Annotated in this window: 19 protein-coding genes; 8 read left to right on the plus strand and 11 right to left on the minus strand. The window is 34.1% G+C overall.

Features of this window, described 5'->3' with window-relative positions:
• The first annotated feature begins 12 nt into the window (after positions 1-12).
• From IPM51_13460 to IPM51_13485, 6 genes are all read left to right on the plus strand, one after another.
• A complete protein-coding gene (locus IPM51_13460; protein MBK9285303.1) occupies positions 13-393 on the plus strand; it encodes a hypothetical protein in 381 nt (126 codons plus the stop codon).
• A 485-nt stretch (positions 394-878) separates the two neighbouring features.
• Positions 879-1,355 carry a DNA starvation/stationary phase protection protein gene (locus tag IPM51_13465; GenBank protein MBK9285304.1) on the plus strand — a complete coding sequence of 159 codons (477 nt, stop codon included), beginning with the start codon at positions 879-881 and terminating at the stop codon, positions 1,353-1,355.
• A 29-nt stretch (positions 1,356-1,384) separates the two neighbouring features.
• The gene (gene katG / locus IPM51_13470) at positions 1,385-3,562 is read left to right on the plus strand and encodes a catalase/peroxidase HPI (protein MBK9285305.1); all 2,178 of its coding nucleotides are present in this window, start codon (positions 1,385-1,387) and stop codon (positions 3,560-3,562) included.
• A gap of 217 nt (positions 3,563-3,779) precedes the next feature.
• Entirely contained in the window at positions 3,780-4,454 is a 675-nt protein-coding gene (locus IPM51_13475; protein ID MBK9285306.1) for a hypothetical protein, read from the plus strand.
• Positions 4,451-5,608, plus strand: a complete 1,158-nt coding sequence (locus tag IPM51_13480; protein MBK9285307.1) for a redoxin domain-containing protein — start codon at positions 4,451-4,453, stop codon at positions 5,606-5,608. Before IPM51_13475 ends, IPM51_13480 begins: the two co-directional genes overlap by 4 nt.
• A gap of 271 nt (positions 5,609-5,879) precedes the next feature.
• Complete coding sequence (locus tag IPM51_13485; GenBank protein MBK9285308.1) at positions 5,880-6,383, plus strand: hypothetical protein; 504 nt, start codon at positions 5,880-5,882, stop codon at positions 6,381-6,383.
• 127 nt (positions 6,384-6,510) lie between these two features.
• Here IPM51_13485 and IPM51_13490 read toward each other — a convergent pair whose 3' ends face one another.
• Positions 6,511-7,701: an MFS transporter gene (locus IPM51_13490; GenBank protein MBK9285309.1), complete on the minus strand. Its 1,191-nt coding sequence runs from the start codon at positions 7,699-7,701 to the stop codon at positions 6,511-6,513.
• A 171-nt stretch (positions 7,702-7,872) separates the two neighbouring features.
• On the opposite strand from IPM51_13490, the gene IPM51_13495 reads away from it, so the two are divergent.
• Positions 7,873-8,703 carry an FkbM family methyltransferase gene (locus tag IPM51_13495; protein MBK9285310.1) on the plus strand — a complete coding sequence of 277 codons (831 nt, stop codon included), beginning with the start codon at positions 7,873-7,875 and terminating at the stop codon, positions 8,701-8,703.
• Positions 8,704-8,771: 68 nt separating this feature from the next.
• On the opposite strand, the gene IPM51_13500 is transcribed toward IPM51_13495, so the two are convergent.
• The 10 genes from IPM51_13500 to IPM51_13545 all read right to left on the minus strand — a co-directional run bounded on the left by IPM51_13500 (position 8,772) and on the right by IPM51_13545 (position 25,278).
• A complete protein-coding gene (locus IPM51_13500) occupies positions 8,772-10,778 on the minus strand; it encodes a fibronectin type III domain-containing protein (GenBank protein MBK9285311.1) in 2,007 nt (668 codons plus the stop codon).
• On the minus strand, positions 10,778-13,750 hold the full coding sequence (locus IPM51_13505) for a hypothetical protein (protein MBK9285312.1): 2,973 nt from the start codon (positions 13,748-13,750) through the stop codon (positions 10,778-10,780). The genes IPM51_13500 and IPM51_13505 overlap by 1 nt, the downstream gene beginning before the upstream one ends.
• 125 nt (positions 13,751-13,875) lie before the next feature.
• Positions 13,876-15,126 carry a tetratricopeptide repeat protein gene (locus tag IPM51_13510; protein MBK9285313.1) on the minus strand — a complete coding sequence of 417 codons (1,251 nt, stop codon included), beginning with the start codon at positions 15,124-15,126 and terminating at the stop codon, positions 13,876-13,878.
• Positions 15,127-15,247: 121 nt separating this feature from the next.
• A complete protein-coding gene (locus IPM51_13515) occupies positions 15,248-15,634 on the minus strand; it encodes a DUF1987 domain-containing protein (protein MBK9285314.1) in 387 nt (128 codons plus the stop codon).
• Between the two features lie 148 nt (positions 15,635-15,782).
• Positions 15,783-17,276, minus strand: a complete 1,494-nt coding sequence (locus IPM51_13520) for a tetratricopeptide repeat protein (GenBank protein MBK9285315.1) — start codon at positions 17,274-17,276, stop codon at positions 15,783-15,785.
• Positions 17,277-17,460: 184 nt separating this feature from the next.
• Complete coding sequence (locus tag IPM51_13525) at positions 17,461-18,885, minus strand: tetratricopeptide repeat protein (GenBank protein ID MBK9285316.1); 1,425 nt, start codon at positions 18,883-18,885, stop codon at positions 17,461-17,463.
• Positions 18,886-18,911: 26 nt separating this feature from the next.
• The gene (locus IPM51_13530) at positions 18,912-20,456 is read right to left on the minus strand and encodes a tetratricopeptide repeat protein (GenBank protein MBK9285317.1); all 1,545 of its coding nucleotides are present in this window, start codon (positions 20,454-20,456) and stop codon (positions 18,912-18,914) included.
• 1 nt (position 20,457) lies between these two features.
• Entirely contained in the window at positions 20,458-21,996 is a 1,539-nt protein-coding gene (locus tag IPM51_13535) for a tetratricopeptide repeat protein (protein ID MBK9285318.1), read from the minus strand.
• 23 nt (positions 21,997-22,019) lie between these two features.
• The gene (locus tag IPM51_13540) at positions 22,020-23,771 is read right to left on the minus strand and encodes a tetratricopeptide repeat protein (GenBank protein MBK9285319.1); all 1,752 of its coding nucleotides are present in this window, start codon (positions 23,769-23,771) and stop codon (positions 22,020-22,022) included.
• 22 nt (positions 23,772-23,793) lie between these two features.
• Positions 23,794-25,278, minus strand: a complete 1,485-nt coding sequence (locus tag IPM51_13545) for a tetratricopeptide repeat protein (protein ID MBK9285320.1) — start codon at positions 25,276-25,278, stop codon at positions 23,794-23,796.
• A 220-nt stretch (positions 25,279-25,498) separates the two neighbouring features.
• On the opposite strand from IPM51_13545, the gene IPM51_13550 reads away from it, so the two are divergent.
• Positions 25,499-25,909, plus strand: coding sequence for an energy transducer TonB (locus IPM51_13550; protein ID MBK9285321.1), 411 nt, complete (start codon positions 25,499-25,501; stop codon positions 25,907-25,909).

Genomic DNA, 25,909 nt, shown 5'->3' on the forward strand with positions numbered 1-25,909 from the left:
AACTAAATAAATATGGCAAACAAAAGAGTATTCGTTGCATTTGCAATTGAAGACGAGGTGACAAAAAATCTGTTTACAGGTCAGGCAAAGAATAAAAATGTTCCGTATGATTTCGTTGACATGTCAGTCAAAGAGCCATGGGATGAAAAGTGGAAAACTAATTGTAGAACTAAAATAAAGGGCTGTGATGGTTTTATTGCTTTGGTATCAAAGAATACAAAGAAAGCAACAGGCGAATTGTGGGAAATTGACTGCGCTAAAGAGGAAAAAATTAAAATGCTTGGAATTTATATTAAGGAAGCAACGTACGCTGACAAACCAGACAATTTATATGGTGTGACTTGCAAAGAGTGGACTTGGGAAAATGTAAAAGAGTTTATCGAATCCCTTTAATTTTTTGTCATACTTTTTGTGCCAACACACATTTAGCACATTTGCCTCCTCGTTCCTGCGGGGCAAAAGAGCTAAGCCGACACACAAACAAAAAGATATGCCAAAAGCAAACGCACAGTAACGAGAAAAAATCAAATAAAAATCTCTGCCACCGCACTTTTAAAGACAGTAGACAATTATATAAAATGACCGTGACAAGCAGAAGCGAATAAAGCAACGATTGCCTAACAGCGCACTGGTGCAATAGCGGGGAAGTGCGAATATGAACAGTAGTGCAATTAATAAATATGGTGCATTTAGACAGGTTAGTGTTTCAAAAACCGCTACTGCGCCAGTGCGCAAACCGTTAGCAGCAAGGTTAAAAAGACAATGAGTATCGTCAAAAATGAGCAGACAATATTTGACTTAGTAACATTTGATACAGAATTTAAAAAATAAAAAAGCGACTTTTGAAATAATATTTTTATTCACTTAATAAGCAAAACATGAACAATTCAAATCGAATCGGAATCGACAACAATAAAGCAAAACATTTAGCAGAAAAACTAAATGAACTTTTAGCAAATTATTCTATCTTTTACCAAAACACTCGTGGTTACCATTGGAATATAAAAGGTGAGAAATTCTTTGAACTACATTTGAAATTTGAAGAATTATATAATGACTTGCTTTTAAAAATAGACGAAGTTGCAGAACGTATATTGACATTAGGTCATACGCCAAAACATAATTATGCGGATTATCGCGCAACTTCAAAAATAAAAGAGAGTGCACAAGTGAGTGATGGCATAAAAGCCGTTGAAGACATTTTAGCTTCCTTTCAAATAATCATTATACTTCAACGAGAACTGCTTGCGATTTCGGCTGACGCAGATGATGAAGGAACGAATGCTTTAATGAGTGATTATATTCGCTTACAAGAAAAATTGGTTTGGATGTATTCTTCCTTTTTAAATAAATAAACTCGGTATAATTAGTAAAATAAAACACTATGGAAAATTCAAAAAAAGGAAAATGCCCATTTCATCATGGCGCAAATACAGAAACGCATAATTCTGTGATGGACAAATGGCCAAATGCGCTTAATCTTGATATTTTACATCAGCACGACACAAAGACAAATCCCTTAGGAGTAAGTTTTAATTATGCTGAGGAATTCAAAAAACTTGATCTTGAAGCGTTAAAGAACGATCTTAAAAAACTAATGACAGAAAGCCAAGACTGGTGGCCGGCTGATTGGGGGCATTACGGAGGATTGATGGTTCGTATGGCTTGGCATTCAGCAGGAACATATCGTTTAGCAGACGGACGTGGTGGTGCAAATACGGGCAATCAACGCTTCGCGCCACTTAACAGTTGGCCTGACAATGTGAACCTCGATAAGGCGCGCAGGCTTTTGTGGCCTATAAAGAAAAAATACGGCAACAAATTCTCTTGGGCTGACCTTTTCATTTTAGCCGGTAATATGGCTTATGAATCGATGGGATTCAAAACATTTGGTTTCGCTGGTGGACGTGAGGATATTTGGCATCCTGAAAAAGATATTTACTGGGGTGGAGAAAAAGAATGGCTTGCAAAATCTCGTTATTCAAATAGCACAGAAAGCGAATCACTTGAAAATCCATTGGCTGCAGTGCAAATGGGATTAATTTATGTGAACCCGGAAGGTGTTGATGGCAAACCAGATCCTTTAAAAACTGCCAAAGACGTTAGAACAACATTTAAACGCATGGCCATGAATGATGAAGAAACAGTTGCGTTAACTGCCGGTGGCCACACCATTGGTAAAGCACATGGTAACGGCGACGCTTCTATTTTAGGTTCAAATCCTGAAGGTGCAGATTTAGAAACTCAAGGTTTTGGTTGGATGAATCCCAAAGGGAAAGGCAATGCAGAAGATACAGTTTCAAGTGGTTTGGAAGGAGCATGGACTACAACTCCTGATAAATGGAACCACACTTACTTCCACTTATTGTTGAATTATGAATGGGAATTGAAAAAGAGTCCTGCCGGTGCATGGCAGTGGGAACCTATCAACATCAAAGAAGAGGATAAACCATTGGATGCACATGTTAAAGGAAAAAGAAGAAATCCAATGATGACAGATGCCGACATGGCAATGAAAATAGATCCTGAGTATAAAAAAATCTCTGAGAAATTTTATAAAGACCCTAAATATTTTGAAGAAGTTTTTGCAAGGGCCTGGTTTAAATTAACGCACCGTGACTTGGGCCCGAAAAGCCGTTATCTTGGTGCTGATGCTCCAAAAGTAGATTTAATTTGGCAAGACCCAATTCCAACCGTTGATTACAAATTAACTGATTCAGAAATTGAAGAATTAAAAACAAAACTTCTGAATTGTGGTTTAAGCAGAACAGAACTAATTAATACAGCATGGGACAGCGCAAGAACTTTCCGAGGTTCTGACTACAGAGGTGGTGCAAATGGTGCAAGAATTCGCTTAACTCCTCAAAAAGACTGGGAAGGAAATGAACCAAAACGATTAGAAAAAGTTCTTAATAAACTAACAGAAATCCAAAATGGATTAAGTAAAAAAGTAAGCATCGCTGATTTAATTGTATTAGGTGGAAGTGCCGCAATTGAAAAGGCAGCTCAAGATGCCGGTGTAAAGATTAAAGTGCCTTTTAATGATGGGCGCGGAGACGCAACTCAAGAAATGACAGATGCGGAATCATTCTCAGTGCTTGAACCAATTCATGATGGTTACAGAAATTGGCTTAAAAAAGACTATACCGTTAAACCTGAAGAATTACTTCTTGACAGAACACAACTCATGGGTTTGACTGCTCCCGAAATGACCTCATTAATTGGCGGTATGCGTGTTTTAGGAACAAATTATGGCGGAACGAAACACGGTGTTTTCACAGACAAAGAAGGTGTATTAAGCAACGACTTTTTTGTAAATATTACCGATATGAATTATTCCTGGAAACCTGTTTCTGATAACCTATACAATATCGTTGACAGAAAAAGCGGAACAATCAAATGGACTGCTACAAGAGTTGATTTAGTATTTGGTTCTAATTCAATTTTAAGATCTTATTCAGAGGTTTATGCACAAGACGACAACAAAGAAAAATTTGTAACCGACTTTGTAAAAGCATGGACAAAAATCATGAATGCAGACCGTTATGATTTGAAAAAGTAACCCAGCTGCTAACAGCACCTAAAATAAATGGCGGGGAAGTGCGAATATAAACAGTTGTGCAACTAATTACCATTAGTGCGTATAGACAGTTGAGTGTTCCAAACCCGCCACTTCTTTTAGCTGCCAAACGTTAGGTGCAAGGTATAAAGTATTGTTAAATAATTACATTAATTGAAATATCTTTATAAACTTGATTAAACATTAAAAACCATTAATTATGAATTCAAAATTAAGAATTACCATCCTTGGGCTAACACTAGCACTAATTGTCTCAATTATTTCTTGTCAAAAATTAGCTACAAATCCAGAATCAATCGACAACGAAGACCCAATTAGTCAAATAGACCCAATTAATAATGAGAATATTAAAGCTAAAGTAGATAAAAATTTAAGCCTACTTTCAAAAGATGCCATAACAGGTGTGATTTATAGAGTTAAAGTGAAATTTAATACCGATGGAAGCGCAGATATTGAACGTTCAATCGTGAATGGACATGAGAACTTCGATAAGACAACACACTTTATTTCAAACGATGTACCTTTTCGTTTTGATGGGGACACTATTAAAATTGATGGTATTCCAGGTTCGACAATTTTTCACATACCATTTGAACCCGGAACCGAACCATGTAGTAATGTTAATGGTGGCACGACAGGCAAAATCTATTGTCAAAAACGCTGTAACGATTTAACCACAACTTGTAGGACAGACAATGAAGGTAGCAACGCGGGTGACCCTAAGGGATACTCAACTGGTTGCTCCGGATCTTGTACTGACTGTAAAGCTGTATCAGACGGATGTGGTTCAGGAAATAGCACAGGAACAACTGATTTCACAAAATCAGGTACAATTATCATAAAAGCAACAAATATTAATGTTAACGATTTATGATTTCAAAAATTATAGTCAACAATAAAAATACTTTATTGTTGACTATTTTTATACTGCAATTACAAATATTGACTGGTCAATCATCGTTGGCTGACTCTGTCATTAATTCCTATCATAAATTTAAAGCTTTTAACTACAATTTAAAACGACTTTATTTTTCAAGTTCGGATAATATTTGTGACACCTTTTATAGTGAAATTTTTGTAAGAAAAATAAAAGGAGATATTCATTATTTAATCGATTACAAAAAAAGATTTATTGCGGTAAGAAATACAAAACACTTTGGATATAACGATTTACCAGATAAAAAATTCACGAATTATAAGTTACTTAATTATGATTTTTATCCAATTGAAGCTAAACTAAAACCACATTTTATCTTTAACCCTAATGAATTTAGAGATATTCTAAATAACAAAAGCAGCTTAATAATAAATAGGAAAAATTTCAAAGACTTTATACTTATTGAAACTGTAGATACTCTACGATATTTCAATCAGGATAGTTCGACAATGATAAAATCGAATTTAAATAAGTATTATATTTCAAAAAAAGATTATAGAATTTTTAAAACGTCAAATCATCCAACTACTATAAATCACGTTGGTGAATCCCATGACTCAATTGTTTATTATTTTAGTTACAAAAACTCCAAAAAAAATGAAATAATAAAAACAATAGAAAATTTCATTCCATATAACAGCTCGGTTAAAAATAATAAACAATTGAAGCCGAACATTGAATACTTCCCTGAATTTTCAGGTAAAGACACTTCAAGTATTTTAATATCATCTAAAGACATTAAGTCCAAATTTGTCCTTGTTGAATTTTGGTACAAAGGATGCTCACCTTGTATAGCGAACATGAAGAATTTGCAAAAAATAAGAAATTCAATTTCTGAAGCCGACTTACAAATAATTGCTTATAATGAAGATGACCCAATAAATAAACAAACAATTTCTATAGTTAAAAAAATAAATAATTCGATTAAATTTCTGTTTAACTATAAAAATTTAACAAAAGCTATACCTGTTGAGTTTTTTCCAACAACATATATTTATAGAAATACTGACCGAAAAATTATTTATTACGATGTTGGAGGCGGTTCTGATTATACTCAAAATGTAATTCAAATTATAAAAGAACAGCTATAGTTTAAATACCCAGCACCTAACAGCACATTTGCCTTATGCGGGGACGTCGGTCATCGCTCGCGCGCAGACAAGTTGTCCCTTCTGGACATTATTTTGCGGCTCGCTAAAAACCGTGTATCTTCGGTATAGAGTTTTGTCGGGGTAGACAGTTGAATCTTCGGAAACCCAACTGCGCCAGCGCCGAAACCGTTAGGGGCAAGTGCTATAGACGGACTAACATTTGCTTTGACGTTTAATTTATTAGATTTATCTTCGATTAAAATATAACTTTATGAACAGACTAATTATCTTCACTGCGTTTACATTACTGATTTTTATTTCATGTAAAAAGAAAGAAACCGAAACTGAGAATACACCAAGCGTTCCGACACCAGTGCCAGAGTATAATAATATTACTCTGACTTTAACTGCAATAGACCTTGTCGGTGGCACAAACACCTATACATTTAATGGTAATCCTGTTTGCAAAATCACTTATCAAGGTTCGACAATAGACTCTCTAATATTAAATAGTTCTATTGTTAGTTATACTTCCTCCTCCACCGACTCATTATACTGTATAAATCCGACCAGTACTTATACTACAGTTAATAAATCGTTTAAGTTAAAAAATGGTGTAGATAATAATATTGAATTTTGGGACAACGCAGGTATGATTTCAAAATACAAAATCTCTGACCAAGGTTTGTGGATCACAGTAGTAAGGAGTACAAAGCCTGGGTACTTGGCTATTGCTTGTTCTGGGAAATTATTTTATGGTATAAAAGCCCTTTAAAAAATTAAGCATTAAAGCACCAGCCACTAACCAGCAAGCAAGCGTAAGCGGGCGAACTCGGTCATCGCTCGGGCGCAATATTTCGGTAGACGCTGTATCAAAAACAATCTGAGCCTGCTTGGGAACCTTACTCCACCGCCTTCACTTTCCCAAATAAGAACAGGGCAATAAATGCCAAAATTACTGCACCGTAGCCAAGGTATTTGTATCCTACCAAAGTGCCATCTGCATTTTGCATAACAATAAATCCGCCTATTAAGGATGACATAGATGTTCCAAATTGTTGGATGGATGAATTGATAATTAAAAAAGCGCCACGTTGTTTGGGTTCTACTGTAGATGTAACATGCGCTAAATTGATAATCATTCTTGTGCCACTAAAAATAAAGAAGGTGGCCGTTACACTAAGCAAAACAAAAACAGAAGAAGTATACAGGTTTGTTATTCCTAAAATTGGTATCAAACTTAAAAAAGTAAGAATGGTAATTACAATTTGTCGGCCGTACTTATCACTCAGTTTCCCAACCAGCGGAGAAATAAAAGCACTTAACAAGCCACCAACCACATAAACTAAGGGAACTGTGCTTCTGAAATCAAATTTTAAATTAGCCGTAAAATAATCCGTTAAAAAAGGAATGATTAAGAAATGAGAACAAACAATAGTGAAAGTAAGAAGCAGTGCTTTTATTTTGTTCGCATCTGACAATAAGTTTTTCAATAATTTAACCAAACTCATTTTTGTTGCCGTAGCCAGATGATTGGTAAAATTGGGTACAATAAAAATTACACCCAACCAAACCACAAAACAGATGAAAGACAAAACCAGAAATGGTGTACTCCAGGTGTAAGCAGAAGCCAAGTACAAACCTCCGGGCACACCCACAACACTGGCTAGAGAAAAACCTGTCATTAATACCCCCATGGCTTGTCCGCGTTTAGATGGATGGATAGCGTCGCCCACAATAGATTGGATAACAGAGCTGGCAATACCGCCAAATAAACCGGTAGCAAATCGGGCAGTTAATAAAAATGCATAGCTAGTAGAAACACTGCAGAGAAAAGTACAAATGGTAAACCCGGTATAAATTAAAAGTAAAACTTTTTTACGGTCATACAAATCCACTTTATTTACAAAAATCAAAGATGAAATAAATGCGCCAAATCCGTAAGAAAATACAAGCACGCCAAATTCTTTTGGTGTTACGCCCCACTCTGCCGTTAATAAAGGTTTTAAGGGCATCATAATCATAAAATCAACAATACCGGTAAACTGAATGAAAGCAAGTAACAGCACTAATCGTATTTCTTTTCCGCTCATAATTAAGCCGCCAAGTTGCAATTAGATTTTTAATAATAGAAACGAATTGAAAATAATTAATAACAATTTTCTTTTATCTTTGTTTAGGTTGAAGTAAAAGCTAACAATTATATTTCATTGTTTTTTTTATCCGGAGCCGGAATTTAGTATCCATTAAACAACAAAATACTTTTGAATCAAATACTAAAATCTTTTTACAGAATAATCCCATTTAAAAGGGAGATCTATAGCGTATTAAAGATTTTTTGGCGACCAAAAGAATCGGTTTATAAGCATCTTTATTTTAAGCAAGCTTTTCAGGTAAAAATTAATCACACTAAAAAATTTAAAATTCACAACGGTTATCAATTAGAGAATGAAATTTTTTGGGAAGGATTAACCGGAAAGTGGGAAAAAGAATCCATTAAGCTTTGGATGCGTTTATGCGAGTTTTCAAATCACATATACGACATAGGAGCAAACACCGGAATATACGCCTTGATTGCTAAAACAATTAATCCCAATGCGAAAGTTTATGCTTTTGAACCTCAGCCCTTGTTTTTTAAATTGCTGCAAAAAAATATTGAACTTAATAACTACGATATTAAAGCTTATAGAAATGCTGTTTCAAACCTTGATGGTAATATTGTTATTGAAGATTATTTAATAGAAAATCACACAATAAATGTAGAAGCCTTACAATTAGACAGCTTCGTTCAGAAAAATAATTTGAAAAGCATTGATTTATTGAAAATAGACGTTGAGGCACATGAGCCTCAAGTATTAGAAGGGTTTATGAAGAACTTAGCTCAATTTAAACCCACTTTTTTGATTGAAGTTTTGAATGAAGCGGTGGCAGATTATATATACCATGCGGTAAATAAATACGAGTATTTGTATTTCAATATTGATGAGAACAAGGGAATTCGGCAAACAAAGAAAATTGAAAAGAGTGATTATTTAAACTATCTGTTATGTAGTAAAGAAACAGCAAAAAAATTAGGACTGACTATTGACCCGTAGATGAATTTGAAAGTTAACTACATAAAGGAATCTGAACTACTTAGCCCAAAATCAATTAAATTCAATAACTAATACTCCCTTACCAAAACATCACTCAATAAACTTTCTGTACCGTTTAACATTACGGCTTTTATTCGGAAAGAATAAATATTTCCCATCTGAGGGCTTTGATCTTTGTATGTTCTTTCTTTACCTTCAAGGGTTTTTAATATTTCTATGTCTTTTCCTTTCTGTTGACGGTAAATAATGAATTTTTCTATTTCTTTGGCCTCGTAATTCCAACTTAATAAAATGTGCTTTTGTTTGCGGTCTACCTCGGCGTTAAAATCTTTTATTTTAGGCCTGAATCCGCTTTCGTAAAAAATAAATAATTCATTGGAAACCGACTCGTTATTACTTTCATCTTTTGATTTAATAACATAACCATACATGGTGCCATTAACAGCTGTTGTATCTAGCATGTAATTTAAGGTATCTGCTGAATTAAGTGCAGCTATCCATTCAAATTTTTTATTTTTTGTTCTTCGATAAACTCCATGCTTTAATATTTCTTCTTCTTGTGCAACACTGTATTTTAGTTTTACTCCATTGAGTTTAGCAGACACTCCCAGCAAGATTGGCTTCACCGGCGCAATGGTATCTGTTTTTTTAATTTTGATAAAAGGACTTAATTGCGAAGTATTGTAATTACTATCGGTTGCAGCAATAGCATAATAAGCAAAATGTGATAAATTATCTAAGGCGAGTTTCTCATTAAACACAGTATCACTAATAAAATGGCTGTTAATTTGAACGGGCTCTTCGTTTAGTGCATTTACTCTGAAAATTTTATAACCGAGCAAATTCTCATCCTTGGGCTTCAACCATTGTAAAGTAATATTTCCATCTCTATCACATTTGCCATTTAGTCCTTTAGGTACATCAGGAGGAATAGAATCAGTAATCACAACTAATTTAGAAAAGGAAGATAAAGTATCGCCGGCCTGCGTAAGTGCAAAAACTTTATAATAATAAGAATGTTTTAAAGCTGTATCGCGATAATTTAAAGCATTTGCAAGTTCAGCTACCGTATTATATTTCCCCGACTCGGTTTTACATTTTGTGAGGATGAACTTTTGAATAAATTTTGTTTCAGCTGTATCATCCATTCTCCACTTCAAATAAACATCTTTATTGCCCAGAACTTCTACACTATCAAAAAGCGGAAAAGATTGAATAGGCTGACTGGCGATAGTATTAATTAAATTAGAAGGAGCAGAAAATTCTCCGAAATAATTTAAGCCTCTTACTCGGTACGTGTATTGTTTATTTAGTACAGGCATTGTATCTCTATAAAATATTAATTTCTTTTTCTGTTTATTTTCTTCACCCATAAATACTAAAGGTTGTTGATGTACAAATTGATAATGTATGTTATCTTCACTTCGTTCTACATAAAATCCCGAATAAAATTCTTGTAAGGCTTTCACATCCCAATTCAATTCCATTTTGTTGTACTTTGTTTTGTGCGAAACCTGACTCATTTCTTTTTTCGCACTTAATGTTGCAGTATTAATCTCAATCTCCTTAAATTTTTTTAAATTTTTTGGTCCGGTATAATTCTTTAACACATAGGTATACGTTTGTCCCGAAACAAAATCATTATCTGCAAAATACAATCCGCAAGCTTTTGCAACTTCTCTATCAAAATCGCAGGATAACAATAAAAATTCATACATCATTTTTTCGTCTTTTGCTTTTTGCTGCGGTAATTTTTCTTTACTTACATTTCCGAATAAACTTTGATAAGTAAAGCCGAATTTATTTTTATCTTTTCTAATGAGAGGAAGCCAATGCGCCGTATCGATAATGGAATACGGATAAAATTTATCGAGCAAAATCTTCTCGTTTCCGTTTTTATCTATACGAGAAATTTGAATTGGCCACTCGGTGTATTTATCCAAATCGGCTTTAGAATTTGGTAGCAAACGAAATAAAACACTGTCCTTTTTAACAAAAAAACGGACTTCAAAATTTTGAGCAAATATTGAAAAGGTTAAAGAAAATAAAAAAATATACAAACAAAATAATCTCATTACTTAATTATTGGTCCGCAGTTTTGACCGTATTCATAATTGAAATCAAATCTTCCGTCCACTTTTCCACAAATTGCAAAAGGCACAGAAAATGTTCCGTTGAAATAAATTGGTTTTGGAAATTGTGCATGTAAAATGGATAGCATGCCTCCTTCGAATACTTTAAAATTGAAATCCTCTTCCAATATGCATTTAACTTTAACGGTTTCACAAATTCCGCACACGCATACTTCTTTATCATACGGACAATTGAATGGAAATTTAATATAACCATAAACCCGAACCAGAGGGTGAAAAACCAAATAAGCATTCCCTTCTGCTTGAAATCCCAAGAACCCTACGTTTTTATCAGTGCGACTACAACGAGCATTTTTACCGTAATTCCGCAACATCATGTCAAAACCTAAATCAAAATCAAATAAGCCTTCTACATTAAAAAACCAAAAATGAAAATTTTTATAAATATTGGAATGTACTTTGGAGCCTATACATAAACCTTTACCTCGCGATAAATCTTCAGCATCTCTGCTCACAAATGCATTTCCGAAATGTTGCTGTATAGAATTTGGGGCAGGTAGAGCCGGCTCAATATCATTACCGGTCATAATATAAGTTGGAGTGCCGGCAAAATTTAAAAATTTAATATTCATAGGTTTTGAAGGTGTTCCAAAACAAACATGCCATTTAGCCGGTTCGGTGTGAAATTTAAAATAACCGGTGCCGGATAAAACCTCGTATGCGCTGGCGCTCACTTGTGCTAAAAAATCAAAAGACTTTGCGTCTAAGTCTATATCCATAGCTGCTTTTCCTTTAATTGGAATATCCACATCATCAGATTTTGCCAAAGCTCTTATTTCTCCACTTAATCCAATATAACTTAATCCCCAATGCTCATTAAAATTTAATTTTAAAAAATAATCTCCGTTGCATAAAGTTTCGTTTACGGTAAACTCTCCGCTTGCCCCTGCTTTTAAACCCAGTTTTGTATTTTTATCGGGGGTATATTTTAAAGCAAAAGGGTTATTTGTATTAAAACTTTTTCTTAATGCTACATATTCCGGCTCCGTTAGTTTATCGGGTTTCATGTGATAAGACACCCCTCCTATAAAATGAGAAAGGGCCATGGGGGTTCCGGGCACTATATATTTAGAAGGAACCATAAAGTCCAGAAAAAAATATTTAAAATCTTCTTTCCTTCCGAATCCTGCACTTACTGCAATGGGATCTTGAATTACTTTTACAATTTTTACCTCAGCTTTACCAAAAAAACCTTCACCATACTCTCCAAAATCTTGTTTATGTTCGAAAGAACCTTTTATGGTACAAGGTAGTGTTTGGACGTCGACACTCACTCCTCCCAAATAAATTCTATCAAACATCCATTTTGTTTTTTTGAAAGTCACTGCCGGTCTAAAATTATCCGCCGGAAATTGTTCATCTTTCGCTTCGATTTTACCTTTTATATAAACCACTGTGCCAGCACTTATACTCTTTTCGGCCTCATCCACCAGGTTGAATAACATGTTGAATCCAAGAATTGGCGCTTTATCTTTTATACCAAAAGTGATGCCTTGTAAAGAAACCGGATAACGATGGGTATTTGCCGGATTATTACCACTGGTATTTAAAGAAAATAAACCACCATGTATAAATGGTTCCTCCGTGCTAATTCTTAAATCACTAAACATCATTGTATTTCCGGCGGTACTGAAATTAGCATGATCAAATCCTATTTTACCATTTAGAAGCGCGGTTGGTTTATAGTAACCATTTCTTTTTATAATGCTTATAGAAGAATTATTAGTCAACTCTACATTAGCACCAAAAACATCCATCTTAAATTCTCTTTCGGGCTTCACCATAAAATTAAAATCCAATTCATTGGTTCCGTAATTGTAAAAGGCTGCTGCTTTATATTTCAAATTTTGATTTTCATCCGTAATGGGTAAATGCACTAAGCCGGTGAGATGTCCTTCTGATATCTGATTTCTTACAAAACCTACACCCAATTCATCAATAGAATATTTCCAACCGCTCATACTTCCTTCATTTAAACTTAAGATTGGTTTGCCTTCTATATAACCACTTAAACCGGTTTCATCAATAATAATATTATTAGCTAAAATTTGACGACGTTGACCCTGACTTGAAAATTCGGGAGGTAAAGTAATTTTTACCGACTTTAGATAAAAACCTCGCCAGGCATTGAGTGATGGCAAATTTGGATTTTCGTATCCTGCAGGAAAAGCCATAACCGGAGAATTTGCATTTATACTCATATCCAAGGTGGCATCATTAACTACAAAAGACCAATCTTTTAACCATCTTAATTTAAAGGGAGAAATTTTTGCAGAACAAATAAAGTTCTGAATATCTTCCGTATAAACATTAAAAACTGCGCGAACAACAGTATCTTTAGTAATATCACCTTTAATTGTAGTTTTTACTTTTTCATTATCATCCGCAACTAACAAGGACTTTCTAAAAATAAATTCGCCACTTAAATTAATGGCTTTAAAACCGCCGCAATTCCACTCCACCCAATTTTTATTATGTTCAAAAAGATGTAGAGTTACAGCAGAGTTTACTTTAATATATTGTTCTCCCACCAAAAATAATTTGGCCTGATCGCCATTTAATACACCGCTGGGATTGAATTTTACATTGGAGGCTCGGAAAGCAATTTTTTTTGTTGTGCCGGGAAAATCTATGGCTGCAAAGGCAGAAAAAGTGGCTTCACTTTTTTTAAACTGCATGGAATCTACCGCAATTACATAGCGCATTGCTCCTTTTTGCTTTATGATTCCAAAGGGCAAGCTGGCTGTTGAATCGGGACTAAACCACTCAATAAATTTATTTTTATTTTCTACTTCTGTAACCAGCGATATAACTTTAGTAACATCGGGATGAGGAGTTTGCTCAAAAGCATAATTGGTTAATAAAAATTCAGGCGGTTCCGGCAAACTTTCCATTTCGATTTGCGCGAATGAAACAGCAAATTGTGATAAAAAAAGAAGTAGATATACCGCCTTAATTTTCAGATGAAGATTTTACAGATTAAAAATATAAAAATTTTTATATGCTGCAAATACCGGCCTTATAATTTTCTTACTTTATTTAGCATTTGTGCAATGGCCTTTTCGGTGGGTATTTGTACCATTTGAATGCGCTGGGCATAGTAAATGCTGTCTAATATTTCCTTGTTTTTATGTTCAATTAAGGTATTTGCTTCTTTCAGTTCCAAATTTTTAGTTCTTTCGATTTCGGCAATTTTATCAGATTTTTCCTTTTCGAAACTGGTGATCATGCGTTTAATATTGGTGCTTGTTTCATCACTTAAAAGTGAATTTTGTTCCTCAAAATATTGCTCAAAATAACTTAAAGCCTCTTGCAAATTATTTTTCTTTTTATTTAAAACATACAACAACTTAAGTAGCCTTATTTTTTTTTGTTTAGATCCGTTTTTGCCAATTAATTGCAGGGCTTCATTAAATGAATTAAGCGCTTCTTCGTATTTTTCTGTGTTTAAATAAATTTCGCCCAACTCCGTATAGGTAGTTATTAATCCCTGAATATGATTTAATTGTTTGCGATAATTTAAACTCTCTTTCAAATACCCCAAAGACTCGATTGTATTTCCCTTTTGTTTTTCAACCAGCCCCAAGTCATTTAAGGTTCGGCTTAAGCCGGTATAATGCGATAATTTTCGGTAAATGGCTTCGGATATCCTTAAATGTTCAAGAGCCAGTTGTAAATTTTTTAAATGAATTTCATTAGTGGCTTGTGCATTATTTACACGGGCAATACCATAATCGCATTGTTCTTTTTCAAACAACTGTTTGGCATTGGCTAAATTTTCTCTGGCACTGGGTATATCCTTCGTGTCTACATAAAAAATTGCCAGGGCATAATACACCCAAGCTATAAAATTATTTTCATTTTTTAAATTGAGTTGGAAAATTTTGAATAAGGTTTTAAAGGCCGTTTCGTATTCTCCTTTAAACCAATGTACATAAGCATTTAAATTTAAGGCTACGGTTAAAGCATTTTCATCATTTTTTAATTCTTGAATGAGTGCTTCGTTATTTAAAATCACTTTCTCATTCACCGAGCCTGTTGAAAGTAATAATTGATATTGCGTGATGTAATTGCACAAAAACTCCCCTTCTTTAAAATTTAGTTTACGGCTGAGTGCCAGGGCATCCTTTTGCAGATCATGAATCTTATCTCCCAGAGTATCGCAATAATTCACAATTAGTTCCACATATTTCCAAAATTTAATTTTAGACTCCGGTAGGTCTTTCAAAGAATTATCTAACTCCTGGTGGAGCGCACTAAAACTTAGCATTTACACTCGAAAGTATAGAATTAGAAGAACATTTCCTAAAATTTTGGTTTTGCGTATGCAGCACACGCAACTCGAATGATAAAATTTAAGGTTTGAAAAAAGATGACAGGCTTGAAAAGAATTAATTCTTATCCGGTATTACAATACCCTGGATAGGGATATTTACAACTTGCTTATAGTCTTCCATAGCCTGAAGCATATCTTCATCATCTTTATCATAATGCCAGTTAACGGTTACCTCACTTCCGCCATTGTGAATTCTTTCGAGTTTTTTTAAAACGCCCATTATAGATTTTGAAGTGCTGGTATTGAAATACTCCAATTCTATATTCACTTTTGTTGTAGGCTTAGCTATATCGGCGTACTTATCTAAGGCATCCATTAAAGGGATATAAAATTCCAATGCATTTTCGGGCACCGACCAACCTTTAATTTGCAGAGAACCTTGCTTTAAATCGAATTTAATTTCAGGTGTTTTTGGGGATGCTTCTAAACTATAATTTTCCATGTGTGTAAATCGTGTAAAATTTTGCAGGATGAAAGTAATTAAAAAAAGATTAGTTATTGGGCATTATGTGGGTTTCTCGTCTTAACTAACCTAAAACTGGTCGAAAAATAAGGCCTAACTTCTCTTTTTAAAAAAATTTGCTACTGAATTAACAATTAGTACGACTAGCTTTAATCATGGCATTCACCCTTTTTTCAGAAGGAATTTGCGCCATTTGAATTCGCCGAGCGTAATGAATAGAATCTAAAATTTCTTTTTGTTTTTCCTCCACTAAATACTTTTGACTTTCTACTTCTAACTTTTGACTTTCAATTATCCCCTTTTGTTTTTGAGTAATTTTAAAACGATTGTACATAAAGCCCGCTAAGATCATGACCAATCCCAATCCTCCAAACAAGGCATACTGCTGATTTTTTTTAGCTTTTATTTCTGCGCTTTGTTTAGCGAGCTCTGCATTTTTCACTTCACTTTCTTTAGCATGTGCAACAGAATCTGCAGCCGATTGTTTTTCGTATTCGTATTTGAGTTGGGTTTTTATACTGGCTTTGCGGGCCGATTCGTTGTTTAAGCTATCATTCATACGACAATGCAATTCGTACATGACCAAGGCATTCTTAGCATCTCCCTGCGATTTGTAGATTTTGTATAATTGACCCGAATTATCTTTAATATCTGAAGGATATCCTAGTTCCTGCCCCATTTGCAATCCTTTTTTAAAATGGGCGCTTGCTTCTGCTATTTTGCCGATTTTTAATGAGATGGTTCCCATGTTGTAGTAGGCTTCGGCCAGGCCCTTTTTATCCCCTACTTCGTCGCGTATTTTTCCGCTCATGGCAAAATATTTTTGTGCCGAGTCTAGTTTATTTTCATTAAAATAAATTCGCGCAATATTGGCTAGTGCATAGCCCATTCCGTTCTTATTATCAATTTGCTCTAGCAACTTTAAGGCCATAAAGTTATACTCCATGGCTTTGTGTTTATCACCCAATTTATTATTCAAAAGTCCAATATTCACATAACATTCAGCAATTCCTTGTTTAAAATTTATCTCCTGCCTCAATTTTAAACTCATCATAATCATTTTCATAGCATCAGCATTCTCTCCCTGCATTTCAAGCATTTTGCCGATGTTGTTGTAACAAACAGACTGCCCGTATTTATCACCAATTTGCTCCTGTATCACCAAACTTTGATGAAAATAATCCACCGCTTTCGCAATATCGCCCTGACTTTGGAACAAGTATCCAATATTGTTCAGGGTGAGTGCGAGCCCTCTTTTATCACCTATATTCTTTTGAATGGACAAACCTTTTTCGTAAGTCTCCATCACTTTTGAGATTTTTCCCTGATTAAAATAAATAACGCCAATATTGCTTAGTGAATTTGCTATACCTTTTTGATCCTTTACTTTTTCGCGGATATCCAAACTGCGGTAATAATTTTGCAAAGCTTTTTCAAAATTTCCCTGAACGTTGAACAAATACCCCTTATTATTGAGTGCGTCAGCCTTGTATTTTAGGTATATCATTTTTAAATTTTCATTTTCTGAAACTGAAGGCATGTTTAGATTTTTTTCTGCAATACGCAGTAATTGGTCATTATAAGTAGGCCATACATTATCGTCGCTTTCAGCTTCAATCATTTGACTTAACAGGAGGCATTTTGAAGTGTCGGCGGAAGTTTTCGTTAAAAGCACATTAAGCGAATCAACCAGTTTATTCTGTGCTGAGAGATTGCCACACCTGTTTGATAACAATACAGATACTATATAAATTAAAAAGACTCTGAAAAGCATATGAAACACGCTATAAAACTAACAGAAAAAACTATATTCTCATACGTTTTATAATTGAAGATACCCTTTTCTCGCTTGGTATTTGCGCCATTTGAATGCGGCGGGCGTAATGAATAGAATCTAAAATTTCTTTTTGTTTTTCCTCCACTAAATACTTTTGACTTTCTACTTCTAACTTTTGACTTTCAATTATCCCCTTTTGTTTTTGAGTAATTTTAAAACGATTGTACATAAAGCCTGCAAAGATCATGACCAATCCCAATCCTCCAAACAAGGCATACTGCTGATTTTTTTTAGCTTTTATTTCTGCGCTTTGTTTAGCAAGTTCAGCATTTTTTACTTCTGATTCTTTGGCATGCGCCACCGAATCGGCAGCGGCCTGTTTTTCGTATTCATGTTTCATTTGTGCCCGCAAACTCGCTTTGCGTGTTGATTCATTCTGAATGCTGTCATGCAATTTAATATGTAATTCATAATCCTTCAAGGCTTCATTAAAATTCCCCATTTCTTTATGTAAACGAAATCGTGTTTTCGCAGCTGAACTAATCACTTCAGGAAAACCTAATTCTTTGCCTTTTTGGTATCCAAGATTCACGTACACCAAGGCCTTTTTCAAGAGTTGAGCTTTTTGAGTAGAATAAACAGGGTCTTGTGACTTTTTATGTAACAACATGGCCATTTTGACCTCTGCCATAGCCAATGGATAAATGGCATTGATACTTTTATCAATAGCAAGCACTTTTTCAAGATAAAATTGGGCTGAATCAAAATTACTTTTATCAGAAAAGATCACTGAAAGGCCTGAATAAGAATTGGCCCGATCAGCCGGTGAACCATATTTTTCGCGAATGATTAGGGCCCTATTAAAATAGGTCAGTGTTGAATCATCCTTACCCAGGTTTTTAAAGCAGCCTCCGATATTATGGATCTGAGTTGCCGCCATTGTATGATTACCGGTTGCAAGATAAGTACTCAGACTCTTTCTGAAGATTTGCATTGCATGATCAAATTCGCCTTGAGAAAAAAGAATACCTCCTATATTGGAATAAGAAGTAGCCAGTCTGTTCTTTAAACCCAGTTGTTCGAGAATAGCTATACATTTGAATTGATGCTCCAAGGCAGCACTATGCAGGCCTTTGTTTCGGTAAAGGAAGCCTAACCAGCCATGTGCGTCGGCTTGTCCTAATTTGTAATTTATACGATCGGAAATTTTAAGACCTTCTTTGCAAAGTTGTATAGAAGTATCGGGTTTGTTATTCGCATAATAACCACACAAACTATGCAACGCAGTAACTCTAATGGTATCGTGTATTTTTTGCTTGAGTACATTTAAAATCGAATCAAGTTCTCTTTTTTGAGAAAAAATTTGGCTACAGATTAAAAGTAAAAAAACTATTATTACTTTCTTGAACTTTGTCTGTTGGTAATTCCTGCTGCTACCAGCTGTTCTTTCCATATTCAAATTTCGTAAATGTATTTTAATCAATTGCTATTTTTTCCTATCACTTTAGTGATCATCCACAACACCCTTTTATCGGATGGAATCTGGGCCAGCTGAATTCGTTTAGCATAATAAATAGAATCTAAAATCTCTCTTTGCTTTTCCTCCACTAAATGCTTTTGACTTTCCACTTCTAACTTTTGCCTTTCTATAACTTCTTTTTGTTTTTGAGTTACTTTAAAACGATTGTACATAAAACCAGCGAAAATCATGACTAAAGCTAATCCTCCGAACAAAGCATACTGCTGGTTTTTTTTGGCTTTAATTTCGGCACTTTGTTTAGCAAGCTCTGCATTTTTAACTTCATTTTCCTTAGCATGTGCAACAGAATCTGCAGCCGCTTGTTTTTCGTATTCGTATTTGAGTTGAGATTTTATGCTGGCTTTGCGGGTTGATTCGTTGTTGATACTGTCGCTCATTTGTATATAGATTTCGTAGTTTTCAAGTGACTTTTTAAAATTTTTTGTTTGATTATAAAGATAATACAATGAAAGTGCACTTTCGCGGATGTGGCGCGGACTTTTGCTTTCCCGAGCTAATTGAAATGCGCTTTCCCCATAACTTATAGCTTGTTTTAGATGTCCAAGTTTTTTATGCGCGTTACAAATATAATCTAAACAGGAACTAATTCCGGTTTTATAATTCAGTTTTTTACGCAATTTCAAAGCTTTTTCAAAATAATATAAGGACGAATCGTAATTCCCATTATCAAATAATACCGCCCCTATGGTAATGTAAGAATCCGACATTCCCTCTGTGTCACCAATTTCCTTTCTAATTTTTAAAACTTCACCGATTAATTTATTTATTTTATTGGCATCTTTTTCAGTATCGTATAAGGAAGCCAAATTGGTTAATGATACAGCTTCGCCTGATTTATTTTCAATTTCATGTTGAATTTTTGCGGCATTAACTAGAAACTCTTCCGCTTTTTTAAGATCTCCTTGTTGTGAATAAATGGTTCCCAAATTAGTAAGCGTTTGCGAATACCGTTTTTTCGTTTTTATACCCGAATCACTTTGCAATAAGGCTTCATTTATTTTTAGCGCGCTGTTATAACAAGCAATTGCTTTTTCAACCTCCCCCGAATTATTATATACCACACCAAGATTATTTAGCGTGAGTGCCATTAATGATTTGGAATTACTTTTAGTATAAATCAAATATATTTGTTCATAGCATGTGATAGCTTTTTTACTATCGCCCGTCATTTGATAATAATAGGCCTGATTTCCAATTCCGGAAGCCCAAAATCGGGTAAATAACTTATGTAATGGATGTGTTTCGGGATATTTTTTATTTGCGGCAGAGGCAATTCTAATCAATTCACTATTATACAGCATCCAAACCGACGGATCGTTTTCTTCTTCAATTATACCCTCAAGAAATGCACATCTTAAAGAATCATGCGTAAAGTTTTTTAATTTTAAAGTTAGGCTATCCGACAAAATATACTGACCCATTGCATTTTCCAAATAAAAAAACAATAAATAAAAACCTAGTATTTTGCGGATAAAAATTGTCATTTCAATTTCCGGTTATTAACTTATTCAGCATTGTTTTAACCTGCGTCTCTGAAGGTATTTGTGCCATTTGTATTCTTCGCGCGTATTGAATGGAATCTAAGATCTCCTTTTGTTTCTCTTCAACTAATTTCTTCTGCTCTTCCACAATTTCTTTTTGATGTTCAATGATTCCTTTCTGTTTCTGAGTTACCTTAAAACGGTTAAACATAAATCCCGCAAAGATCATAACCAATCCCAATCCTCCAAACAAGGCATACTGCTGATTTTTTTTAGCTTTTATTTCTGCGCTTTGTTTTGCGAGTTCTGCATTTTTTACTTCACTTTCTTTAGCATGTGCAGCAGAATCTGCAGCAGCTTGTTTTTCGTATTCGTATTTGAGTTGGGAACGAATGGAAGCTTTGCGATTTGATTCGTTATTAATAGAGTCACGCATTTGGATATAGAGTTCATAATTTTCAAGTGCTAGTTTGTGATTATTAGTGGCTTTGTAAACCTTATTCAAAGTAATTGCTGCAGCCTTTATATTTTCAGGGAAGCCAAGTTCCTTGCTAACTTTCATTGACTTTAAACAAAAGTCTAATGCTTTTGAATAATTTTTTTGATAAAGATAAGTAACGCCAATGTTACTTAACGTATAAGCAGCGCCGTTTTTATCATCAACTTCTTCTTGAATTTTTAAACTTTTATGATAATATGCTAAAGAATTAACGTAATTTTTTTGAGATTTATAAATGCCACCAATATTATTTAATGTGATTGCAATTCCTATTTTATCTCCAATTTCTTCCTGTATTTTTAAGCTTTTATTATAATAATTTAGTGCCAATGCAAAATCTTCTTGGCCGGAATAAATAAACCCAATGTTACTTAATGAAAAAGCTATTCCACTTTTATCTTCTATTTCCTCTTGTATTTTTAAACTTTCACCAAAATAATCCAAAGCTCTAGGAATATCATTTAAAGAATTATAAATGGCTCCAATATTGTTTAATGAAAGTGCCATTCCTACTTTATCTTCAATTTCTTCCTGTATTTTTAAGCTATTGCTATAATACTCCAGTGCTCTTGAAATGTCACCTATGAAATGATAGATGTTTCCCATATTGTTTAATACATAGGCAATTCCCTCTTTGTTTTTGATTTCTTCCTGAATTTTAAAACTTTCGTTGTAGTATTCTAAAGCCTTATATACATCTCCGTGTTTTCTATTCAGGTATCCTATGTTATTAAGTGCATCTCCTAAATATAGTTTATACGTTTCATATTCAGAATCAGAGGAAGTTAATTTTGCAAGATTTTTTTCCGCAATGGATTTTAATTGTTCATTGTATTTCGGCCAAATAGCATCGTTTTTTTCAGCTTCCAATAATTTTACTAAAATAAGGCAACGAGTTGAATCGTTTGATACACTTTCCTGACTGTTAGACAAATCATCTAATGCAAGTTTAAGAGAATCTAATTGTGGTGTTTGCGCAAAATATTTCATTCCTCCATTAAAGGCGAGAAAAAACACTAAGATGAAATGAATATGATAAGGCATAAACTAAGGCTAAGATAAAAAAGTTATTTTTTCAAACGATTTAAGTTGGTTTCAACCCATTTATCACTTGGTATAAGTGCCATTTGAATTCTTCTAGCATACTTTATTGAATCCAACACTTCTTTTTGTTTCTCCTCCACTAATTTCTTCTGTTCTTCAACAATCTCCTTCTGACTTTCTATAATACCTTTTTGTTTTTGCGTGACTTTAAAGCGGTTGAACATGAAACCTGCAAAGACCATCACTAATCCCAGTCCCCCAAACAAAGCGTATTGTTGATTTTTCTTAGCCGAGATCTCTGCTTTCTGTCTGGCGAGCTCGGCATTTTTAATTTCTGATTCTTTTGCGTGTGCAACGGAATCGGCAGCTGCTTGTTTTTCGTATTCGTATTTAAGTTGTGATTTGATGGAAGCTTTGCGGGAAAATTCATTATTGATGCTGTCGCGCATTTGTATGAATAATTCATAATTCTCTAAGGCGAGTTTGTAATTGCTGGTTGCTTTATAAATTTCACATAAATTTTTGGCAGCCCCACTAATATATTCAGGGTATCCGATTTTCTTGCTCATTTGCAGGGCTTTTGTAGTAACCTCATTAGCTTTACTATATTTCTTTTGTGCCAAATAAATAGACCCCAGCCAATTAAGAGATTGGGCTATACCGGCTTCATCTTTAATCGTTTCTCTAAGAACAAGGCTTTCTGTATGCGAATTTAAAGAGGCTTCGAGATCGTGTTGTTTGAAGTATAAGCTCCCCAAGTTCTGAAGACAATAGGCCTGAATGTACAGGTTATTAATTTGACGCGCTATTTCTAAACTTTTGATATAGTAATTTAGAGCCAATTCGTTTTTGTTAACCTCGGAATATAAACTTCCAATATTGATGAGCGTTACAGCCCCTTCTTTTTTTAATCCATGTTGCAATTGAATTTTTAGAGCGCTATTATAATATTTCATAGCTTCCAAAGTGTCTTTTTGATCTGCATATAAACTACCCAGGTTGGTTAAGGATCCTGAGAGATTCTTAAAATCTTTGTTTTTTTCCTCCACTTTAATGCATTCCCTAAATAATTCAACAGCCTTTGGTATGTTACCCTGATTCAAGTATACATAGCCGATATTGTTTAATGAATTGATTATACCTGCTGTATTTTTTATTTCTTTTCCCAGTTTAAGAGATTCTTTAAAATAATTTAATGCTTTTGAGGACAACCCTTGCCTTTCTAAAATATTTCCAATAATTAATAACGTAGAAATCATTCCGATTTTATCGTCAATGAATTCCCGTCTTTCTAAATTTTCTTTGAAATACTGAAGCGCTTTTTCAAAATTATTTAATTTTTGATATGTAAGAGCCAGATCGTGAATGCTTGCAATAATTTTAAAATTGTCATTAAGCTCTTTATAAATAGCTAAGCTCTCGGTATAATACTTTATGGCGGCAGAATAGTCGCCCCGCTCACTTAAATAGAATCCTTTATTATAAAGCGATTCGCCAAAATACATTTTATAAAAATTAGATTGCTTATTAGAGATCGATTCTGAATTCAAATGAGTTTCGGCAATATTTAATAATTTGCGATTATACCCTATCCAAATGGAGTCGTTTTCTTCGGCTTCTATCATCGCACTTATTATTTTGCAACGCATGGTATCATGATCTGTGTTTTTAAGTGCGAGTTTGAGAGAGTCTGATTGAGGGGTTTGGGCAAAACAATTTTCCACTACGCTCGAAGTGACAAAGAATAGCCATAAATAAATAAGTTGACGAACCACATTCTAAAGCTAAGACAAAAAATTATTTTTTCAAACGATTTAAGGTAGTTTCTACCCTTTTTTCGCTTGGAATTTGTGCCATTTGAATGCGGCGAGCGTAATGAATAGAATCTAAAATCTCTCTTTGTTTTTCCTCCACTAAATGCTTTTGACTTTCTACTTCTAACTTTTGCCTTTCTATAATACCTTTTTGTTTTTGAGTTACTTTAAAACGATTGTACATAAAACCAGTGAAGATCATGACTAAAGCTAATCCTCCAAACAAAGCGTATTGTTGATTTTGTTTGGCAGAGATTTCAGCTTTTTGTTTTGCCAACTCTGCATTTTTAATTTCAGAATCTTTGGCGTGTGCTACAGAATCCGCTGCCGCTTGTTTTTCATATTCGTATTTTAATTGAGATTTGATTGAAGCTTTACGAGTAGTTTCATTATTAATGCTATCTCTCATTTTAATAAATAACTCATAGTTCTCCAAGGCTAATTTATAATTGCCCGTTGTTACGTATATTTTTTTTAATAAGCCGGCGGAGATTCGAATATTTTCAGGATAACCGAGCTCTTTACTAATTTCCATAGCTTTTAAAACTAGTTTTGTTGCCATGTTGTAATTTTTTTGTTTCAAATAAACCCGCCCAATATTGGTTAAAGAGTGTGCAACGCCCTCTTTATCTCCTAACTCCTCTCGAATTCTTAAGCTCTTGTTAAAGAATTCAAGCGCTTTGGAAAGACTGTCTTGTCCATTCAATATTCCGCCCAAATTATTAAAAGCAGTTGCCACACCACGCTTATCGCCTATTTCTTCTTTTACCTTTAAACTTTTAATATAATACTCCTTAGCGGCGGCAACATCGTTTTGTTTATGATAAAAAACACCCATATTACTTAAAATAGCAGCAGTGCCTTTTTTGTCGCCCATTTCTTCAGCTAATTTTAAGCCCCTTTTGAGATAAATAATGGCATTCTGAACATCACCTTGAGATTGATAAACTTGGCTTATATTGTTAAGTGACATAGTTATGCCTATAGAGTCTCCTATCTCTTCTCGTAATTTCAAACATTTATCATAGTAAATCAAGGCTCTTGGAATTTCACCCTTGCTTTGATAAATTGTACCTATGTTATTAAGCGTATACGCTATTCCGAATTTTTCGCCAAGCTCTTCGTGAATTTTCAAACTTTTATTATAATACTCCAATGCCGCTGTAATGTTTCCATTACTTTTATAAAAAAAACCAATATTGTTTAGCGAAGTGGCCATAAAAGATTTGAAAAGCTTTTGTTCCTCATGATTTATTTTTGATTTATTAATATTTGTGTTAGCTATGTTGTATGCCTTTTGCCACAGTATTAAAGCGCTATCCATGTTTTGTAAATAAACCAATTCTCCTAAATGCAATAAGCTTTGAATAGCACTTGTATCATGTTTCGAATTATTTATAACATTTTTGAGAGAATCAATGGTAGCCTTGCCCTCGTTTTGAGCATGAAGGTTTAAAACCTTCGCCATGCTCAGGATGACAATTAAGAAAAATATAGACTTGAAGCGATTCAGAAGATAAAGCTAATAGAAAATTTTAGCTTCTCAAAAATATAAACTTTATTAAATGACCCTATCAAACCACTTATACAAAAATACATTCCACTTATTAGAAACGCCTGGTTTATTGAACTCTTTTGTTGTTAATTTGAAAATAAAATTAATTAAATAATAATTTAAACTAATCATTATGAAAACTACCATTTTAAGCGGACTACTACTTATTTTAAGTTTAAATGTACAATCACAAGAAAATACCGAAAAAACAAATGCCAACAAGGATGAGGTTTTTACTGTAGTTGATGATGTGGCGGAATTTAAAGGTGGCAATGCCGAACTGATGAAATATTTACAAACAAATTTAAAATATCCGGAAGAAGCTAAGAAGAATAAAATAGGCGGAACCTGCTTCATTAAATTTATTGTAGCTGAAGATGGCAAAGTGAACAACGTACAAACACTTAAAGGTGTGCCTAATTGCGCAGCCTGTGATAAGGAAGCTGTACGTGTGATTGAAATGATGCCTACCTGGAATCCGGCAAAAATAAACGGTAAATCGGTAAAAAGTTATTATAATTTGCCTATCAGATATAAAGCATAA

This window comes from Sphingobacteriaceae bacterium, from assembly GCA_016715905.1.
Classification (GTDB): Bacteria; Bacteroidota; Bacteroidia; order B-17B0; family Aurantibacillaceae; genus Aurantibacillus.

Bases quoted from the DNA above. Each gene is read 5' to 3' on its own strand.
- IPM51_13460 (MBK9285303.1), top strand. From the start codon at position 13: ATGGCAAACAAAAGAGTATTCGTTGCATTTGCAATTGAAGACGAGGTG.
- IPM51_13465 (MBK9285304.1), top strand. From the start codon at position 879: ATGAACAATTCAAATCGAATCGGAATCGACAACAATAAAGCAAAACAT.
- katG (MBK9285305.1), top strand. From the start codon at position 1,385: ATGGAAAATTCAAAAAAAGGAAAATGCCCATTTCATCATGGCGCAAAT.
- IPM51_13475 (MBK9285306.1), top strand. From the start codon at position 3,780: ATGAATTCAAAATTAAGAATTACCATCCTTGGGCTAACACTAGCACTA.
- IPM51_13480 (MBK9285307.1), top strand. From the start codon at position 4,451: ATGATTTCAAAAATTATAGTCAACAATAAAAATACTTTATTGTTGACT.
- IPM51_13485 (MBK9285308.1), top strand. From the start codon at position 5,880: ATGAACAGACTAATTATCTTCACTGCGTTTACATTACTGATTTTTATT.
- IPM51_13490 (MBK9285309.1), bottom strand. From the start codon at position 7,701: ATGAGCGGAAAAGAAATACGATTAGTGCTGTTACTTGCTTTCATTCAG.
- IPM51_13500 (MBK9285311.1), bottom strand. From the start codon at position 10,778: ATGAGATTATTTTGTTTGTATATTTTTTTATTTTCTTTAACCTTTTCA.
- IPM51_13505 (MBK9285312.1), bottom strand. From the start codon at position 13,750: ATGGAAAGTTTGCCGGAACCGCCTGAATTTTTATTAACCAATTATGCT.
- IPM51_13510 (MBK9285313.1), bottom strand. From the start codon at position 15,126: ATGCTAAGTTTTAGTGCGCTCCACCAGGAGTTAGATAATTCTTTGAAA.
- IPM51_13515 (MBK9285314.1), bottom strand. From the start codon at position 15,634: ATGGAAAATTATAGTTTAGAAGCATCCCCAAAAACACCTGAAATTAAA.
- IPM51_13520 (MBK9285315.1), bottom strand. From the start codon at position 17,276: ATGATTGAAGCTGAAAGCGACGATAATGTATGGCCTACTTATAATGAC.
- IPM51_13525 (MBK9285316.1), bottom strand. From the start codon at position 18,885: ATGGAAAGAACAGCTGGTAGCAGCAGGAATTACCAACAGACAAAGTTC.
- IPM51_13530 (MBK9285317.1), bottom strand. From the start codon at position 20,456: ATGACAATTTTTATCCGCAAAATACTAGGTTTTTATTTATTGTTTTTT.
- IPM51_13535 (MBK9285318.1), bottom strand. From the start codon at position 21,996: ATGCCTTATCATATTCATTTCATCTTAGTGTTTTTTCTCGCCTTTAAT.
- IPM51_13545 (MBK9285320.1), bottom strand. From the start codon at position 25,278: ATGGCGAAGGTTTTAAACCTTCATGCTCAAAACGAGGGCAAGGCTACC.
- IPM51_13550 (MBK9285321.1), top strand. From the start codon at position 25,499: ATGAAAACTACCATTTTAAGCGGACTACTACTTATTTTAAGTTTAAAT.